Origin of the sequence: Streptomyces sp. NBC_00299 (assembly GCF_036173045.1) — a bacterium.
In the GTDB taxonomy this organism is placed as follows: Bacteria; Actinomycetota; Actinomycetes; order Streptomycetales; family Streptomycetaceae; genus Streptomyces; species Streptomyces machairae.
On the sequence record NZ_CP108039.1, the window covers coordinates 4,755,603 to 4,773,409 of the forward strand.

Genomic DNA, 17,807 nt, shown 5'->3' on the forward strand with positions numbered 1-17,807 from the left:
CCGCCTCCGACCGGAACCACCGGACCGGACAGGGAGGCGACAACTCATGGGCCTCGGCGGGTGCATCATCCTCATCGCCGCAGGAGCCATCCTCACGTTTGCAACGGACTGGGAGATGGAGGGGGTCAATCTCGACCTGGTCGGGATCATCCTCATGATCGTGGGGCTCATCGGCGTCACGACGTTCAGCAGCATCGCCCGGCGCAAGCGCGTGGTGGTACCGCCGACGACACCGGTCGTCGGCCAGGAGCCCCAGCATCGGAGGGACGGCTACAGCGACGGTTACGGCGTCTGAGACTCCGCCCCGCTGTCCATCCCGGCGAGCACCAACGGGAGCCGGTCCGCGCCGGTCCCGGTCACGCGGACCGGCACACCCCAGTCCTGCTGGTGGACGTGGCAGGCGGGGTATTCGTTGGCGAAACCCGCGGTGGAGCCGCTGTCGGATGCTGTGTCGCAGGACGCCGCCATCGCCGAGACGTGCAGGACGCCCTCGGCGATCTCGGGGTTGAGGTGGAGGGTGCGGGCGAGATCGGTGTCCGCACCCTCACCCGAGAGCAGCAGCTCGGGCGGGGTGGCGGAGACCAGGAGCCGCGTCGACGGGCCGTACCGGGTGTCGAGCTTCTGACCTGCCGGCGCCTGGAAGATCACGTCCAACTGAAGCCTGCCGGGGGCGACTTCGGTGGCGGCGCGCCGGGTGCGGTGGGCGACCGCATCCACGCGCACGGCCTCCTCCGGCAGGCGCAGCCGGGTCAGCCGGTGCCGGGCCGACTCCACCACCACGATGTCGTCCCCGACGAGCACCGCGTCCGACGGCTCCCGCAGATCCGTGGCCAGGGTGGTGACCTCGCCGCTCGCGGGGTCGTAGCGGCGCAGGGCGTGGTTGTAGGTGTCGCTGATCGCGACCGAGCCGTCGGGCAGAGCGGTCACGCCCAACGGGTGCTGCAACAGGGCCTGTTCCGCTGCACCGTCGCGGTGCCCGAAGTCGAACAGGCCGGTGCCCACGGCGGTGTGGACGGTGCCGTCGAGCTCGACCCGGCGCAGGGCGCTCGTCTCGGAGTCGGCGAGCCAGAGACGCTGCCCGTCGAGGGATACGGCGAGGCCGGACGGCTGGGCGAACCAGGCCTCGGCGCCGGGACCGTCGACCAGGCCCTCGTTGGTCGTGCCGGCGGTGACGGACACTGTGCCGTCGGCCGGGTCGTACGCCCACAACTGGTGGACGCCGGCCATGGCGATCCACACCCTCCCGGCGAAGACGGCCACGTCCCACGGTGACGACAGGTCCACCTCGCGCGCGGGACCGGACGTGGGCGAGCCCTGCCACCACTGCCTGCCGGTGCCCGCGAGCGTGCTGACCTCTCCGGTGGCGAGGTCGAGGCGGCGCAGAGCATGGTTGACCGTGTCGGCGACGACGACCGTCGTCCCGTCGAGGAGGGCGAGACCCTGCGGCTCGCTGAAGGCCGCCGTGTGGGCCGGACCGTCGGCGAAGGCGCGCGTGCCGGAACCGATCCGGCGCACGACCGTCTCCCCGTCCGCGCCCAGCTCCACCAGCTGATGCCGGGTGGTGTCACTGACCAGGAAGTTCCCGCTCGGCAGCAGCAGTGCCTTGCCCGGGAAACGCAAGGAGGTCGGCTCCGGCTCCGGCGCGACATACGGGCCGTCCCCGCGCCGCAGCGTCCCCTTCTCCTCGTGCTCGGCCTCCAGCTCGGTCACGAGTCGCTCGATCGCATGCACATGCCCCTCCCCGGCGTGCTGCGCGACGACGTACCCCTCCGGATCGATCACGACGAGCGTCGGCCACGCCCGCACCGCGTACTGCTTCCAGGTCGCCAGCTCGGGGTCGTCGAGCACCGGATGCTCGACGCCGTACCGCTCCACGGCATCGACGACGGCCTGATGCTCGGCCTCGTGGACGAACTTCGGGGAGTGGACGCCGATGACGACCACCGTGTCCCGGTGCTTCTCCTCCAGCTCTCTGAGCTCGTCCAGGACGTGCAGGCAGTTGATGCAGCAGAAGGTCCAGAAGTCCAGGATGACGATGCGTCCGCGCAGGTCGACGAGGGAGTACGAGCGGTCGCCCGTGTTCAGCCAGCCGCCCTCGCCGACCAGCTCGGGGGCGCGGACGCGGACGCGCCGAGGTGCGGAGTCGTTCATGCCCCCAGGGTGCCACCGGCCACTGACAGTCAGATCAGCGCATGCCCGGTCGTCGCGTCCACATGGTCCGGAACCTCGTCGTGGTGGTCGCCGACGGTCAGGGTGCCCGTGGGTTCGAAGAGGAGGATGGCCGTGGGGGCGGGGGCGTACGGCTTGTGTTCGGTGCCGCGCGGGACCGTGAAGACGGCGCCCTTGGGGAGGACGACCGTGCGCTCGCCCTGGGGCTCCCGCAGGGCGATGTGCAGTTCGCCGTCCAGGACCAGGAAGAACTCGTCGGTGTGGTCGTGGACGTGCCAGACGTGCTCGCCGTCGACCTTGGCGATGCGGACGTCGTAGTCATTGACGGCCGTGACGATCCGGGGGCTCCAGGTCTGTGTGAAGGAGGCGAGGGCCTTTTCCAGGGAGATGGCCTGGGAGACGGGCTGGGAGATGGGTTCCATGCGCTCATCGTGCGGGTGGCATCCGCGCCGCACGAGTGCTAGGAATCGCATATGTCGCAAGGATCCTCTCAGCAGCCCTCGGCGCACCGCGTCGCGGTGATCGTCGACGAGGGCACCAACCCCTTCGAGGTCGGCGTCGCCACCGAGCTGTTCGGGCTGCCGCGGCCCGAGCTTGGCCTCGCCGGGCCGCTGTACGACGTGACGCTGTGCACGCCCACGCCCGAGGTCCGGATGAACCACGGCTTCTTCACGCTGACCGGCGTGCCCGGACTGGAGGCGGTCGACACGGCGGACACCCTCGTCGTGCCCGGCCGCCCGGACAACGTCGTGCCGCGCGCCGCCGCCGTGCTCGACGCCATCCGGCGCACCCACGCGCGCGGGGCCCGCGTCATGAGCCTGTGCACCGGCAGCTTCGCGCTCGCCGAGGCCGGGCTGCTCGACGGACGCCGCGCCACCACCCACTGGCGCTGGGCCGACACCTTCCGCGCGTTGCACCCCGAGGTCCTGCTGGAACCGGACGTGCTCTTCGTCGACGAGGGCGACATCCTGACCGCCGCGGGCAGCGCCGCAGCGCTCGACCTGTGCCTGCATGTCGTACGGCGCGACCATGGCGCCGAAGTCGCCAACGCGGTCTCTCGCAGGCTCGTGTTCGCCGCACACCGTGACGGCGGGCAGAAGCAGTTCGTGGAGCGGCCGGTGCCGGAGGTGCCGGACGAGTCGCTGGCGCCGCTGCTGGCGTGGGCGCAGCAGCGGCTGGGCGAGCCGCTGACGGTGGCGGGCCTGGCGGCGCGGGCGGCGGTGTCGCCGGCCACCCTGCACCGCCGTTTCCGGGCGCAGCTGGGGACGACCCCGCTGGCCTGGCTGACGGGGGAGCGGGTGGCACTGGCGTGCCGGCTGATCGAGCGCGGGGAGGAGCGGCTCGACGTGGTGGCGGCCAGGTGCGGGCTCGGCACCGCGGCGAACCTACGCGCGCGTGTGCGCCGCGACACGGGACTCAGCCCGTCGGCCTACAGACGGCGTTTCGGACCGGGCGGCGGGGAACCCCTCGTGTCATGAGATTCCTCGTACGCGACCGGCTCCTCGGCTTCGGTGACGACTACTGGATCGAGGACGACCGGGGCAACAAGGTGTTCCTCGTCGACGGCAAGGCGATGCGGCTGCGGGACACCTTCGAGCTGAAGGACACCCAGGGGCGCGTCCTCATCGACATCCACCAGAAGATGCTCGCCCTGCGCGACACGATGGTGATCGAGCGGGCCGGTGAACCGCTCGCCACGATCCGCCGCAAGCGGCTGTCCCTGCTGCGCAACCACTACCGGGTGTCCCTGGCGGACGGCAGCACGGAACTCGACGTCAGCGGCAAGATCCTCGACCGCGAGTTCGCCGTCGAGTACGACGGCGAACTGCTGGCCGTCGTATCCCGCCGGTGGCTGCACGTGCGGGAGACCTACGGCGTGGACGTCGTACGGGACGACGCGGATCCGGCGCTGCTGATCGCGGTGGCGGTGTGCGTGATCCACCTGGCGGAGAAGGAGCGAGGGGACGACGACTGACGGACGGCGGCCCCGGGGGGAGGAGTGGGGACGGTACGGCGTCAGCGACGCGGCGGCGTCAGCCCCAGCATCCGGTCCTTGAGCGCCGGGAACTGATCCCGCGTCACCGCGACCTTCCCCGGGTCGAACTCCACCGTGAGGACCTGCTCCCCCGCACCGGCCTGCGCCAGCACCTCGCCCCACGGATCGACCACGATCGAGTGACCGGCCTGCGGAACTCCCGCGTGCGTCCCGGCCGTTCCACAGGCGAGCACGAACGCCTGGTTCTCCACCGCCCGCGCCTGAGCGAGCAGCGTCCAGTGCGCCCGGCGGCGCTCCGGCCAGCCCGCCGGGACGACCAGGGTCTCGGCGCCGGCGTCGACGAGGCCGCGGAAGAGTTCGGGGAAGCGGAGGTCGTAGCACGTGGCCACACCAAGGGTCGTCTCGGGCAGCCGGACCGTCACCAGTTCGTCGCCCGCGCCCATCAGCACCGCCTCGCCCTTGTCGAAGCCGAAGCGATGGATCTTGCGGTATGCGGCGGCCAGATCACCGGAGGGGGAGAAGACGAGAGAGGTGTTGTACAGCGGTCCGTCAGGGTCCCGTTCGGGGATCGAGCCCGCGTGCAGCCACACGCCCGCGTCGCTCGCGGCCTTCGCCATCGCCTCGTACGTGGGCCCTTCGAGCGGCTCGGCCCCACTGCCGAAGTCCTCGTAGGCGAACGCCCCGGTGGTCCACAGCTCGGGCAGGACGACCAGATCCGCGCCCGCCTGTTCCCGCACGAGCGAGGCGACCCTCAGCCGACGCGATTCGACCGATTCGCCCTCATTGACGTCGATCTGAAGCAGAGAGGCGCGCACACTACCACCGTCCTGGCATTCGAGCGGTCCACACGGGCATCCACGCGGGGCCTACGATCGTCACACGAAAGCACTGCCGGGGTGCCTCACAGCAGCGTAACTTAGCGTTTCAAGACACCCGCCGACAGCAGCCGCCACCCACTGGCACCGCCGCCACAACCTGCCCGCGTACCGACGTTCCAACCGCCGAGGGGTCCCGTTTCCGTGAGTCTGCATCCCACCCTCCAGCCCTACGCCGACGCCTGGACCCACTCCATCGAAGCGATATCCGAGCTGGTGACGCCGCTTGTGGAGGGCGAGTGGAATCGGCGCACGCCCTGCCCCGGCTGGTCCGTCCGCGACGTCGTGTCCCATGTCATCGGGTTGGACTGCGAGATGCTCGGCGACCCGCGTCCCATCCACACGCTTCCGCGCGACCTCTTCCACGTCACCAACGACAGCCAGCGCTACATGGAGATGCAGGTCGACGTCCGCCGCCACCACACGGCGCCGGAGATGACGTCCGAGCTGGAGTACACGGTCATCCGCCGCAACCGCCAGCTGCGCAACGAGTCCCGCGACCCCGGCACGAAGGTGCGCGGCCCGCTGGGGGCGGAGCTCACCCTCGAGGAGTCGATGCGCACCCACGCGTTCGACATCTGGGTGCACGAACAGGACCTGCGCGCGGCCCTCGGCCGCCCCGGCAACCTCGACTCCCCCGGCGCGCACGTCGCCCGTGACGTCCTGCTGTCCAAGCTGCCCGACATCATCGCCACCAAGGCGGACGCGCCCCGCAGTTCGGCGATCGTCCTCGACGTGCACGGTCCGATCGAGTTCCTGCGCACGATCCGCATCGACATCCAGGGCCGCGGCACCCTCGAAACGGCCCCCGCGCTGGGCCCCGCCGCCACCCTCACCCTCGACTGGGAGACCTACGTCCGCCTGGCCTGCGGCCGCATCACGCCGGAGGCGGCGGCGGACCGGCTGAAGTCGGAGGGCGACGCGGACCTGACGGCGGCGATCCTGCGGAACTTCACGGTCACGCCGTAGGAATCCAATCCGGGCGCCGGGTGCCGGAAGGCGGGTGCCGGGTGCCGGGAGGCGGGTGCCGGGTGCCGGGAGGCGGCTGCCGGGTGCCGGGAGGCGGCTGCCTGTTATTCGCTGTCGGCGGCAGGGAACGCCGAGTTAGCGTGCGTGCCGTGACTGACACGACAACTGAAACCGAGGCCGCCCCCGGCCACCGTACCGACGAACCGCCCCGCCTCACCCGGCTGACCTTCCACGGTCCGCTGTCCGAGGCACGGGCGCAGGGTCTCGTCCAGCGGCTCACCCGCACGAACCCCACGTCGGTCCTCGACATCGGCTGCGGCTGGGGCGAGCTGATGCTGCGCGTCCTGTCCGCCGCGCCCGACGCGACGGGGGTCGGCATCGACATCAAGGCCGAGGATCTCGCGCGCGGCCGCCGCCTTGCCGAGGACCGAGGGCTGGCGGGCCGGGCCGAGTTCGTCGAGGAGTCCGCGGTCGGGACCTCGCGCGGTCCGGCCGACCTGGTGCTGTGCGTCGGGGCGAGCCAGGCCCTGAGCTCGGCCGAGCCGCCCGAGCTTTTCATAGATGCCCTGCGCGAACTGCGCCGCCTGGTCGCCGACGGCGGACGCGTACTGCTCGGGGAGGGCTTCTGGCAGCGCACCCCGACGGCTGCCGAGCTCTCCGGCATGTGGCCCGGAGCCGCCCCCACCGACCACCACGACCTCGCCACCCTGCTCGACCTCGTGGTCGACGCCGGTTTCCGCCCGGAGTGGACGGAGACGGCGACCCTCGGGGAGTGGGAGGAGTTCGAGTCGGCGTACCAGGCGGACGTCGAGATCTGGCTGGCCGAACACCCGGATCACCCGCTCGCGGCCGAGACGCGGGAGCGCCTCGACCGGCATCGCGCCCAGTGGATGAGCTACCGCGGGGTGCTGGGGATCGCCTACCTCACGCTCGTACCCGTACGCGGCTGACGTCCGCTCCGGCTACGCCGGCACGTGTACGGTCTCCACCCTGCTGGCGACCAGCCGCTCCCGCTCCCTGCGCGCCGCACGCCCGCGCAGCCGCAGGATCTGGCTGACGCCCAGGGCCTGGAGGACGAACACCGCCGAGAAGGCGACGGCGTAGTCGTCCCCCGTCGCGTCGAGCAGCACGCCGATCGCGAACAGTGTCGTCATCGACGCGACGAAGCCGCCCATGTTGGTGATCCCGGACGCCGTCCCCTGACGCTCCGGCGGGTTCGCCGGCCGCGCGAAGTCGAAGCCGAGCATGGAGGCGGGCCCGCACGCCCCGAGCACCGTGCACAGCACGATCAGCAGCCACATCGGCGCCGTCACACCGGGCCAGGCCAGTGTCGTCGCCCACAGCACCGCCGTCGCTCCCACCGTGCCCAGCGCCAGCGGGAGCCGCGCCTCGTGGTGCCGGGCGACGACCTGGCCGTAGACGAGGCCCACGACCATGTTCGACAGGACGACCAGGGTGAGCAGTTCACCGGCCGTCGCCCGGGACAGCCCCTGCGCCTCCACCAGGAACGGCATGCCCCACAGCAGCAGGAACACCATCGCCGGGAACTGCGTCGTGAAGTGCACCCACAGCCCGAGCCGGGTGCCGGGCTCCCGCCAGGACGCGGCTATCTGGCGTCGTACGTACGCCGATCCCCGGTGCGCGAGCGGTTCCGGTTCGTGCCCCTCGGGGTGGTCCTTGAGGAACAGGAGGAGCAGGACGAGTACGACGACACCGGCGGCCGCGCTGCCCGCGAACGCCGCCGTCCAGCCCACCCCGTGCAGCAGCCGCGCCAGGACCAGCGTGGAGACGAGGTTGCCCGCCATGCCCGCAAGGCCCGCGAGCTGTGCGATCATCGGGCCGCGCCGGGCCGGGAACCAGCGGGTGCCGAGCCGCAGCACGCTGATGAACGTCATCGCGTCGCCGCAGCCCAGCAGGGCGCGCGAGGCGAGGGCCGTGCCGTACGACGGCGAGAACGCGAAGCCGAGTTGGCCCGCCGTGAACAGCACCACGCCGATGGCCAGCACCTTCTTGGTGCCGAGCCGGTCGACCAGCAGGCCGACGGGTATCTGCATGCCCGCGTAGACGAGCAGTTGGAGGATCGAGAACGTCGACAGGGCCGAGGCGTTCACGTCGAAGCGGTCCGCCGCGTCGAGGCCGGCGACCCCGAGGGACGTACGGAAGATGACGGCGACGAAGTAGACCGAGACGCCTATGCCCCAGATGGCGACGGCGCGGCGGCCGCCCGGGGGTGCCCCCTCTGAGGGAGGACCGCCCGGCAACGCGGCGGCCTTCATCGCTCCTCCCCCCGCGCCAGATGCGAGAACCAGCCGATGTGCCGGTGGACCATCCCGACGGCCTCCTCGGCGTCCCCCGAGCGCAGGGCCTGCAGGATCTCCTCGTGCTCGACGAGGGTCTTGGCGATCCGGTCGGGGTGGGAGTGCAGGACGGCCACGCCCATGCGCAGTTGCCGGTCGCGCAGTTGGTCGTACAGCCGCGACAGGATCTCGTTGCCGCCGCTGCGGACGATCTCCACGTGGAAGCACCGGTCGGTGACGGCGGCCCCGGCGAGGTCACCGGTGGCGGCCTGCGCCTTCTGCCGGGCGAGCAGTTCCTCCAGGCGCTCGATGAGTCCGGGGGGCGCGGGGACGGCCTTGCGCGCCGCGTACTCCTCCACGAGCATCCGCGTCTCCACCACGTCCTTGATCTCCTGTGCGGAGACCGGCAGGACCAGTGCGCCCTTCTTCGGGTAGAGCTTGATCAGCCCTTCGGCCTCCAGCCGCAGCAGCGCCTCCCGCACCGGGGTGCGCGAGACCCCCACGGCCTCGGCCAGTTCGCCCTCGGTGAGGAGGGTGCCGCCCTCGTAACGGCGGTCCAGGACGCCCTGTTTGACGTGGGTGTAGACGCGGTCGGCGGCGGGTGGCTGCTTGAGCGGGGCGGGTGGGGCGGAAGGCATGGCCACAGCATAGATACAACACGTACGCATGGCGGTCGGTGTCCACCATGCGGACCCGAAAAGGAATCCCTGGGTAAAGACGCGGCACCTGCCGCATCTGGTGCACAACCTTCTGTGTTAATTACGTGTCACACACGTGCGGCCCCACTTTCTTCCCCTTCCAACTCGGCCGCACTTTCGGGGCATTCGACGTAATCGGGGTATTTAAGTTGATAACCGCCACCAAGGGCCTCCGCGTGCGCAGAGCCGCAGCCGTCGCCGTCACGACCGGCGCCGTGCTCGTGACCGGAGCCCTCACCGCGGCTCCCGCGCAGGCCGTGACGGCGCCCTCCATCACCGCCAAGGGCGGGTACCTGATGAACAGCGCGACCGGCACGACGCTCTTCACCAAGGCCGCTGACACCAAGAGGCTCACCGCCTCCACCACGAAGATCATGACCGCGAAGGTCGTGCTGTCGCAGTCGAACCTGAACCTGGACACCAAGGTGACGATCAAGAAGGAGGTCAGCGATTACATGGTCCGCAAGGGCTACCCGTCGACGGCCCACCTGATCGTCGGCGACAAGGTGACCGTCCGTCAGCTGCTGTACGGGATGATGCTGCCCTCCGGCTGCGACGCCGCGATGGCCCTCGCCGACAAGTTCGGTTCCGGCACGACGGTCTCGGCCCGCACCAAGAGCTTCATCGGCAAGATGAACACCATGGCCAAGAGCCTGGGCATGACGAACACGAAGTTCGACTCCTTCGACGGCATAAGCAACGGCACCAACGCCTCGACGCCGCGCGACCTGACGAAGCTCGCCCGCAGCGTGATGAAGAGCTCCACGTTCAAGACCGTTGTGAAGACCAAGTCGTACACGGCCAAGACGATCACGAAGACCGGTGCCACCCGCACGATGGCGGCGTGGAAGAACACCAACGCACTGCTCGGCTGGAACGGCACGCTCGGCATCAAGACCGGCTCCGGCACCGAGGCCAAGTACTGCCTCGTCTTCGCCGCCACGATGAACGGCGAGCAGGTCATGGGCGCCGTGCTGACCGCCTCCTCGGAGGCCAACCGCACGGCGGACGTGAAGAAGCTGATCAACTACGGCTACGCCAGGATCAGCTGACACCCCGCGTCACACGCAAAGGGGCGGCCACTCGACAGTGGCCGCCCCTTTCGCTGTTGCCTGTGGCTCACGCCCAGGTGATCAGCCGCTTCGGCTGTTCCAGGATCGCCGCCACGTCCGCCAGCACCTTGGAGCCCAGCTCACCGTCCACCAGGCGGTGGTCGAAGCTGAGCGCCAGCGTCGTGACCTGACGCGGCTTCACCTTGCCCTTGTGGACCCACGGCTGGAGCTTGATCGCGCCGACCGCGAGGATCGCGGACTCGCCGGGGTTCAGGATCGGGGTGCCGGTGTCGACGCCGAAGACGCCGACGTTGGTGATGGTGACCGTGCCGCCCTGCATCGCGGCGGGGGTCGTCTTGCCGTCCCGTGCCGTCGACACCAGCTCGCCGAGCGCCTGGGCCAGTTGCGGGAGCGTCCTGGCGTGGGCGTCCTTGATGTTCGGGACGATCAGGCCGCGCGGAGTCGCCGCCGCGATGCCCAGGTTGACGTAGTGCTTCTGCACGATCTCCTGGTTCGCCTCGTCCCAGGACGCGTTGACCTCCGGATTGCGCTTGATCGCAACCAGCAGGGCCTTGGAGATCAGCAGCAGGGGGTTCACGCGCAGGCCCGCGAACTCCTTGTCCTGCTTGAGCTCCTCGACCAGCTTCATCGTGCGCGTCACGTCCACCGTCACGAACTCCGTGACATGCGGCGCCGTGAACGCCGACCCGACCATCGCCGCCGCCGTCGCCTTGCGGACGCCCTTGACCGGGATACGGGTCTCACGGGCCGTGTCGTACGTGGCCGCGGCCATCGGCGCCGGGGCGGCGACCGGGGCGGCGGCGGGGACGGCCTGGGGCACCGGCTCGGCGGCCGGCGCGGACGGGGCCGCCGCCGCGTGGACGTCCTCGCGCGTGATGATGCCGTCGGGGCCGGTCGGAGTCACCGTGGCCAGGTCGACGCCCAAGTCCTTCGCCAGCTTGCGCACCGGCGGCTTCGCCAGCGGTCGGTCGGACGTCACCGCCGGCGCCGGGCCGTGGCCGTTCAGCTCGGACTGCAGTGCCTGCGCCGGCGTCGAGGGCTCCTGGTGCGGGACGTCGGCTCCCTTCCGCGGGCGGCGCTTCGTCGAGGTCTGGGCCACGCCGTAGCCGACCAGGACCGGCTGGCGGCCGGACCCCTCCGGTTTGGGCTGCTCCTGAGCGGCTTCCGGCTGCGCGGCCGGGGCCTCCTCAGCGGCCGGTGCCGCCCCGCCCGCCAGGTCCACCGCGATGATCGCCGTACCGACGTCCACCGTGGTGCCCTCGGGGAAGTGCAGCTCTCGGACCACCCCGTCGTACGGGATGGGCAGCTCGACGGCCGCCTTGGCCGTCTCGACCTCGCACACCACCTGGCCGTCGGTGACCGTGTCGCCCGGCTGGACGTACCACTTGAGGATCTCGGCCTCGGTGAGTCCCTCGCCCACGTCGGGCATCTTGAACTCGCGCACGGACGTTTCCGTCATCGTCGTCACGACCCTCTCCTCAGTACGCCAGGGCACGGTCGACGGCGTCGAGCACCCGGTCCAGGCCCGGCAGGTACTCCTCCTCCAGACGCGCCGGCGGATACGGGGCGTGATAGCCGCCCACCCGCAGCACCGGGGCCTCCAGATGGTAGAAGCAGCGCTCCGTGATCCGGGCGGCGATCTCCGCGCCCGAGCCGAAGAACACCGGGGCCTCGTGGACCACCACAAGACGGCGGGTCTTCTCGACCGACGTCTGGATCGAGTCGAAGTCCAGAGGGGAGACCGAGCGCAGGTCCAGGACCTCCAGGTTCCGGCCCTCCTCGGCGGCCGCGGCGGCGACCTCCTGGCAGAGCTTCACCATCGGGCCGTACGCGGCCAGCGTGAGGTCCGTGCCCTCGCGGACGACCTTCGCCTTGTGCAGCGGACCCGGGATCGCCTCGGTGCTGACCTCGCCTTTGTCCCAGTAGCGACGCTTGGGCTCGAAGAAGATCACCGGGTCGTCGCTCTGGATGGCCTGCTGCATCATCCAGTACGCGTCCGACGCGTTGGACGGCGACACGATCTTCAGGCCCGCCACGTGCGCGAAGAGGGCTTCCGGCGACTCCGAGTGGTGCTCGACCGCACCGATGCCGCCGCCGTAGGGGATGCGGACGACGACCGGGAGCTTGACCTTGCCCAGCGAGCGCGCGTGCATCTTCGCGAGCTGGGTGACGATCTGGTCGTAGGCCGGGAAGACGAAGCCGTCGAACTGGATCTCCACCACGGGGCGGTAGCCGCGCAGGGCCAGGCCGATCGCGGTGCCGACGATGCCCGACTCGGCCAGCGGGGTGTCGATGACCCGGCTCTCGCCGAAGTCCTTCTGCAGGCCGTCGGTGACCCGGAAGACGCCGCCGAGCTTGCCGACGTCCTCGCCCATGATGAGGACCTTGGGGTCCGCGTCGAGCGCGTGCCGCAGCGATTCGTTGATCGCCTTGGCAAGAGCCATGCTCTTGACTGTCTCCGCTGCCATGTCAGGCCCCCTCTACGTCCGCGAACGACGCCTGGTAGGCGGCGAACTGGGCGCGCTCCTCGTCGACGAGCGCATGCCCGTCCGCGTACACGTTCTCGAAGATGGCGAAGTGGTCCGGGTCCGGCATGGCACGGACCGCCTCACGCACTCCCTTGCCCAACGCCTCGCTCTCGGTCTCCAGTTCCGCGAAGAATCCCTCGTCCGCGTGGTTTGAAGCCTCGAGGTACCGGCGAACGCGCAGGATCGGGTCCTTCGCCTCCCAGGCCTCACGCTCCTCGTCGGCCCGGTACTTCGTCGGGTCGTCCGAGGTGGTGTGGGCGCCCATGCGGTACGTGTAGGCCTCGACGAGCGTCGGTCCCTCACCGTTGCGGGCGCGCTCCAGCGCCCACTTCGTCACGGCCAGGCAGGCCAGGACGTCGTTGCCGTCGACACGGACGCCGGGGAAGCCGTAGCCCTGTGCGCGCTGGTAGAGCGGCACCCGGGTCTGCTTCTCGGTCGGCTCGGAGATCGCCCACTGGTTGTTCTGGCAGAAGAACACCACGGGGGCGTTGTAGACCGCGGAGAAGGTGAAGGACTCCGCGACGTCGCCCTGGCTGGAGGCGCCGTCGCCGAAGTACGCGATCACCGCGCTGTCGGCGCCGTCCTTGGCGATGCCCATCGCGTAGCCGGTCGCGTGCAGCGTCTGGGAACCGATGACGATCGTGTACAGCTGGAAGTTGTTGCTGTTCGGGTCCCAGCCGCCGTTGTTCACGCCGCGGAACATGCCCAGCAGGTTGGTCGGGTCGACCCCGCGGCACCAGGCGACACCGTGCTCGCGGTAGGTCGGGAAGACGTAGTCGTCCTCGCGGGTCGCGCGGCCGGAGCCGATCTGGGCGGCCTCCTGACCGAGCAGCGACGCCCACAGGCCCAGCTCGCCCTGGCGCTGCAGGGAGGTGGCCTCGGCGTCGAAGCGGCGGGTGAGCACCATGTCGCGGTAGAGGCCGCGGAGCTCTTCAGGGGTGATGCCGGCGACGTACTTGTCGTACTCGGCGTTCTTGACGCGCTTGCCCTCGGGCGTCAGCAACTGCACGAGCTCGGGGTCCGCGCTCGGCGATTTCCTTGCGGTTGTCTTGCCGGCCGTGCTCTTGGTACCGGCGCTGCGTCGCGGCTTGCGCGCGGCAGTGCTCTCCACGGTCACGTGTGCTCCTCCGTCGGTCCGGCTACCCGGGTTCGCCGGGCGCCAGTGCGGCTCACCTGAAGCCCTACGGACGCACAGGGTGGGTGCGGCTCATGGGGGACAGGCGTGACAGGTGCCCCGGCGAGCGCCCTGCAATAGGCACGTTACCCAGTGCTCCACATTTCTGTGAAACCCCTCCTGACCTGCGATTTTGCTTGGATTTCCAAGTAAATCGCGAAAGTCGGGAACAAGTCCTGGTCACAGCCTTGCAGGGGGCCGGAACAACGGCACGTTATATCGGTGACCCAGGTCACGGGAAGAGTCGCCGGACGTGAGATCGCAGCCGGGGGTGTCCTTGGAGTACCACCCGGTCGGCCGATATGCCCCGAAAACGCCACACGCGCGTGCAGCCCGTTGCCGGGCCGCACGCGCGTGTACAGGCGGTTTTGCGCCAGGAGGGCGCCAGGAAGGGATCAGCCCTCGACGCCGCCCGTCGGCGGTGTCGGCAGCGTGGGATCCTCCGTCGGCTCGTCCGTCGGCTCCGTGGTGGTCGGCTCGTCCGTCGGCTCCGTGGTGGTCGGCTCCTCGGTCGGCTCCTCCGTCGGCTCCTCCGTCGGCTCCTCGGTCGGCTCTTCCGTCGGCGTGTCCGACGGCGTGTAGTCCGGGTCGGTGCCCGTGCCGGAGCCGTCGTCCGTGACCTCGTCGGTCGGCTCGTCGGTCGGCTCGTCCGTCGGATCGTCGGTGGCCTTGTCCTCGTCGGTGGTCTGCGAGGTGGTCGGAGTCTCCTTGGTGTCTCCGCCGCCGCCACCACCGCCGCCGTTGTTCAGTGCCAGCGCGACACCCGCCGCGATGGCGATCACCGCGAGGACGGCGAGGATCCACAGCTTGCCGCGCCCGCTGCCCCTGTTCCCGCGCCCCTCGAAGCCGCCGTCGTCTCCGCCGCCGTACCCGGAGGGGATGATCGGCTGCGGGATCTGCGTCGTGCCGGAGCCGGAGTCGCCGGGGTGCCCCATGACGGTCGTGTTAGCGAAGCCCGCGGCCGGGGTGTTCCGGCCTTCGTGCATCGCCACCGGGCCGGTGTTCCAGGTGCCGGTGTGGCCGCCCTGGTCGTACAGCATCTGCAGGGCGTACTGGACGAGGCCGCGCATCTCCTCGGCCGTCTGGAAGCGGTCGTCCGGTTCCTTGGCGAGGGAGCGCATGACCAGGCCGTCGAGCTCCGGCGGCACGGCGTCGGAGGCCTCGGACGGCGGGGTCGGGATGTCCTGGACGTGCTGGTAGACCACCGACAGCGGCGTCTCGCCGGTGAACGGCGGGCGCAGCGCGAGGAGTTCGTAGAGCAGGCAGCCCGTCGCGTACAGGTCGGAGCGGTGGTCGACCGCCTTGCCGAGCGCCTGCTCGGGCGACAGGTACTGCGGGGTGCCCATGACCATGCCGGTCTGCGTCATCGTCGACTGCGCGCCGTGCAGGGCGCGGGCGATGCCGAAGTCCATCACCTTCACGGCGCCGTTGTGCGTGATGATGACGTTGGCCGGCTTGATGTCGCGGTGCACGATGCCGTGCTGGTGCGAGTAGGCGAGGGCCTCCAGGACACCGGAGACGATGATCAGGGCCTGCTCGGGGCCGGGCGCCTCGGCGTTGAGGAGGAGGTCGCGGATGGTGCGGCCCTCGACGATCTCCATCACGATGTACGGCACGCTGTGCGCGCCCACGACGTCCTCGCCGGAGTCGTACACGGCGACGATCGCATGGTGGTTGAGGCCGGCCACCGACTGGGCCTCGCGCGTGAAGCGGGCCTTGGAGACGGGGTCCTCGGCGAGGTCGGAGCGCAGCAGCTTGACCGCCACGGTGCGTCCGAGGCGTACGTCCTCGGCCGCGAACACCTCGGCCATGCCGCCCCGGCCGAGTCTGCGGGTCAGCCGATATCGGCCGTCCCCGACAAGTCCGCCATTACCCCACATTTCCGGCGCGTCTGACATACCGCCGCCAGCCGCCTCGGGGTCGGACGGGCCCTGAGCGCGCTGCTGCTGTGCCATCGGTCCTCGCCGTCGTTTCTGCCCGCGGTGCGCGCGGTGTTGTTACGGTCTCCGTCGGCCACGCTACAGGCTCGGCGCAAGCCGTCGGTCCGAGACGGTGGCCCCGGCCTGACGAAGACAGACCGGCCATCAAACCGTTACTCCGTCCCGTCGTGCAAATTCTGTGCGCCGGCCGTACAGCCCCTGTAACGCTTCCGCGACGCTGCCTTCGCGTACGGTCACGGAACGGGCACCGCGCTTGACCTGTCAGTGCCGTGGGGCAGACTTGGCCGGGAATACCACATTGGATCACTCGGGATCACTCGATCCACGGCAATCGCAGGCGCCCGAGAGGGTACGGGGGACGCAGAACATGAGCCAGGACGGCGCACAGGGCCAGAACGCGGGGCGGTCGCTGGCCGGCGGCCGCTATCAGCTGCGCGACCTGCTCGGCCAGGGCGGCATGGCCGCCGTGCATCTCGCCTACGACTCCGTGCTCGACCGGCAGGTCGCGGTCAAGACGCTGCACACCGAACTCGGCCGCGAACAGGCCTTCCGCGAGCGCTTCCGCCGCGAGGCCCAGGCCGTGGCGAAGCTCACGCACACCAACATCGTCTCGGTCTTCGACACCGGCGAGGACGAAGTCGACGGCATGACGACGCCGTACATCGTCATGGAGTACATCGAGGGCCGCCCCCTCAGCTCCGTCTTCGACGAGGACGTACGGCAGTTGGGCGCGATGCCCGCAGACAAGGCGCTGAAGATCACAGCGGATGTGCTCGCGGCGCTGGAGATCAGCCACGAGATGGGCCTGGTCCACCGGGACATCAAGCCGGGCAACGTGATGATGAACAAGCGCGGCGTGGTCAAGGTCATGGACTTCGGCATCGCGCGCGCCATGCAGTCCGGTGTGACGTCGATGACGCAGACCGGCATGGTGGTCGGCACCCCCCAGTACCTCTCGCCGGAACAGGCGCTGGGCCGGGGCGTGGACGCCCGCTCCGACCTCTACTCGGTCGGCATCATGCTGTTCCAACTGGTCACCGGGCGGCTTCCGTTCGACGCGGACTCACCGCTGGCGATCGCGTACGCGCACGTGCAGGAGGAGCCGGTCGCTCCGTCCTCGATCAACAGCGCCCTGCCGCCGGCCCTGGACGCGCTGGTGGCCCGCGCGCTGAAGAAGAACCCGAACGAGCGCTTCCCGAGCGCCGAGTCCATGCGCGACGAGTGCCTGCGCGTGGCCGCGTCCTTCCAGGCGGCCCCGCCCAGCATCGTGCCGGGCTCGCAGACGCAGAGCGGCCAGGGCGTCGGCGCCTCGGTGTTCCCGCCGGTCGGCGGCCAGACGCCCCCGCCCGCGGGCCACGTCCAGACGCCGTACCAGCAGACGCCGGCCCCGAACCCGTACGGCACCCCGCCGCCGTCGATGCCGTCGCCGGCGTACGGCTACCCGCAGCAGCAGGGCTTCCAGACGCCGCCACCGGCCTCGTACTCCCCGCAGCCGGGCCACCCGACCCCGGCGCCGTACACCATGTCGCCCCAGACGCGGCCCGCTTCGGGCGGCGGCAAGAGCAACCGGCCGATGATCATCGGCTCGATCATCGTGTCCGTCGTCGCGGTGGGCGGCCTGATCGCGGCCCTGACCCTGAAGGGCGGGGGCACCGAGGACGACGGGGGCGGGAGCGGCGGCAGCGGCGGCACGACCGCCTCGGAGTCGGCGACGAAGGCGCCGGGATACCGGGCGGGCGACAGCGCGAACACGGTCGAGACGACCGAGTGCACCGAGCCGCGGGAGTCGTACCTCGACCCCGACAAGGTGACGATGCCGGACATGACCTTCAAGTACTGGCCGTCGGTCGTCGAGTGCTTCAAGGCAGCAGGGTGGGACGTCGAGAAGGTCGACACCGACGAGAACACGTTCGGCGAGGGCACCGTCATGCGGCAGTCGCCGGAGAAGGGCACGGACTTCGACCCGGACGACCCGCCGGAGATGAAGTTCACGGTCTCGACGGGCAATCCGGAGTCGGACTGATCCCGTAACCGAAAGGGCCCGGCAGCATCGGCTGCCGGGCCCTTCGCGTACGCGGCGGGGGTGTC

16 protein-coding genes are annotated in these 17,807 nt (G+C 70.4%); 7 read left to right on the forward strand and 9 right to left on the reverse strand.

Annotated features, from left to right (window positions below; translation table 11 throughout):
* Window positions 1-46: 46 nt before the first annotated feature.
* A complete protein-coding gene (locus OHT51_RS20945) occupies window positions 47-295 on the forward strand; it encodes a DUF6458 family protein (protein WP_328880461.1) in 249 nt (82 codons plus the stop codon).
* Here OHT51_RS20945 and OHT51_RS20950 read toward each other — a convergent pair.
* Both OHT51_RS20950 and OHT51_RS20955 read right to left on the reverse strand, forming a co-directional pair.
* Window positions 283-2,151 (reverse strand): NHL domain-containing thioredoxin family protein, encoded by a 1,869-nt coding sequence (locus OHT51_RS20950; protein ID WP_328880462.1) that lies wholly within the window; start codon window positions 2,149-2,151, stop codon window positions 283-285. The genes OHT51_RS20945 and OHT51_RS20950 overlap by 13 nt on opposite strands.
* 29 nt (window positions 2,152-2,180) lie before the next feature.
* The gene (locus tag OHT51_RS20955; protein WP_328880463.1) at window positions 2,181-2,591 is read right to left on the reverse strand and encodes a cupin domain-containing protein; all 411 of its coding nucleotides are present in this window, start codon (window positions 2,589-2,591) and stop codon (window positions 2,181-2,183) included.
* A gap of 51 nt (window positions 2,592-2,642) precedes the next feature.
* On the opposite strand from OHT51_RS20955, the gene OHT51_RS20960 reads away from it, so the two are divergent.
* A complete protein-coding gene (locus OHT51_RS20960) occupies window positions 2,643-3,647 on the forward strand; it encodes a helix-turn-helix domain-containing protein (protein ID WP_328880464.1) in 1,005 nt (334 codons plus the stop codon).
* Window positions 3,644-4,144 (forward strand): LURP-one-related/scramblase family protein, encoded by a 501-nt coding sequence (locus OHT51_RS20965; protein ID WP_328880465.1) that lies wholly within the window; start codon window positions 3,644-3,646, stop codon window positions 4,142-4,144. Before OHT51_RS20960 ends, OHT51_RS20965 begins: the two co-directional genes overlap by 4 nt.
* Window positions 4,145-4,185: 41 nt before the next feature.
* On the opposite strand, the gene OHT51_RS20970 is transcribed toward OHT51_RS20965, so the two are convergent.
* Complete coding sequence (locus OHT51_RS20970) at window positions 4,186-4,980, reverse strand: carbon-nitrogen family hydrolase (RefSeq protein ID WP_328880466.1); 795 nt, start codon at window positions 4,978-4,980, stop codon at window positions 4,186-4,188.
* A gap of 204 nt (window positions 4,981-5,184) precedes the next feature.
* Between OHT51_RS20970 and OHT51_RS20975 the strand changes: the two genes are divergently transcribed.
* On the forward strand, window positions 5,185-6,009 hold the full coding sequence (locus OHT51_RS20975; protein ID WP_328880467.1) for a maleylpyruvate isomerase family mycothiol-dependent enzyme: 825 nt from the start codon (window positions 5,185-5,187) through the stop codon (window positions 6,007-6,009).
* Between the two features lie 149 nt (window positions 6,010-6,158).
* Window positions 6,159-6,959, forward strand: coding sequence for an SAM-dependent methyltransferase (locus OHT51_RS20980; RefSeq protein WP_328880468.1), 801 nt, complete (start codon window positions 6,159-6,161; stop codon window positions 6,957-6,959).
* 12 nt (window positions 6,960-6,971) lie between these two features.
* On the opposite strand, the gene OHT51_RS20985 is transcribed toward OHT51_RS20980, so the two are convergent.
* Complete coding sequence (locus OHT51_RS20985) at window positions 6,972-8,285, reverse strand: MFS transporter (RefSeq protein ID WP_328880469.1); 1,314 nt, start codon at window positions 8,283-8,285, stop codon at window positions 6,972-6,974.
* Window positions 8,282-8,944 carry a GntR family transcriptional regulator gene (locus OHT51_RS20990; RefSeq protein ID WP_328880470.1) on the reverse strand — a complete coding sequence of 221 codons (663 nt, stop codon included), beginning with the start codon at window positions 8,942-8,944 and terminating at the stop codon, window positions 8,282-8,284. The genes OHT51_RS20985 and OHT51_RS20990 overlap by 4 nt, the downstream gene beginning before the upstream one ends.
* Window positions 8,945-9,153: 209 nt before the next feature.
* Here OHT51_RS20990 and OHT51_RS20995 point away from each other — a divergent pair, with 209 nt between their 5' ends.
* Window positions 9,154-10,056 carry a D-alanyl-D-alanine carboxypeptidase family protein gene (locus OHT51_RS20995; protein ID WP_328880471.1) on the forward strand — a complete coding sequence of 301 codons (903 nt, stop codon included), beginning with the start codon at window positions 9,154-9,156 and terminating at the stop codon, window positions 10,054-10,056.
* 67 nt (window positions 10,057-10,123) lie between these two features.
* Here OHT51_RS20995 and OHT51_RS21000 read toward each other — a convergent pair whose 3' ends face one another.
* The 4 genes from OHT51_RS21000 to OHT51_RS21015 all read right to left on the reverse strand — a co-directional run bounded on the left by OHT51_RS21000 (window position 10,124) and on the right by OHT51_RS21015 (window position 15,734).
* Window positions 10,124-11,545, reverse strand: coding sequence for a dihydrolipoamide acetyltransferase family protein (locus OHT51_RS21000; protein ID WP_328880472.1), 1,422 nt, complete (start codon window positions 11,543-11,545; stop codon window positions 10,124-10,126).
* Window positions 11,546-11,555: 10 nt separating this feature from the next.
* Window positions 11,556-12,545 carry an alpha-ketoacid dehydrogenase subunit beta gene (locus tag OHT51_RS21005; protein ID WP_328880473.1) on the reverse strand — a complete coding sequence of 330 codons (990 nt, stop codon included), beginning with the start codon at window positions 12,543-12,545 and terminating at the stop codon, window positions 11,556-11,558.
* Between the two features lies 1 nt (window position 12,546).
* Entirely contained in the window at window positions 12,547-13,722 is a 1,176-nt protein-coding gene (gene pdhA, locus OHT51_RS21010; RefSeq protein ID WP_328880474.1) for a pyruvate dehydrogenase (acetyl-transferring) E1 component subunit alpha, read from the reverse strand.
* Window positions 13,723-14,174: 452 nt separating this feature from the next.
* A complete protein-coding gene (locus tag OHT51_RS21015) occupies window positions 14,175-15,734 on the reverse strand; it encodes a protein kinase domain-containing protein (RefSeq protein WP_328880475.1) in 1,560 nt (519 codons plus the stop codon).
* 352 nt (window positions 15,735-16,086) lie between these two features.
* Here OHT51_RS21015 and OHT51_RS21020 point away from each other — a divergent pair, with 352 nt between their 5' ends.
* A complete protein-coding gene (locus OHT51_RS21020) occupies window positions 16,087-17,742 on the forward strand; it encodes a protein kinase domain-containing protein (protein WP_328880476.1) in 1,656 nt (551 codons plus the stop codon).
* Window positions 17,743-17,807 lie beyond the last annotated feature (65 nt).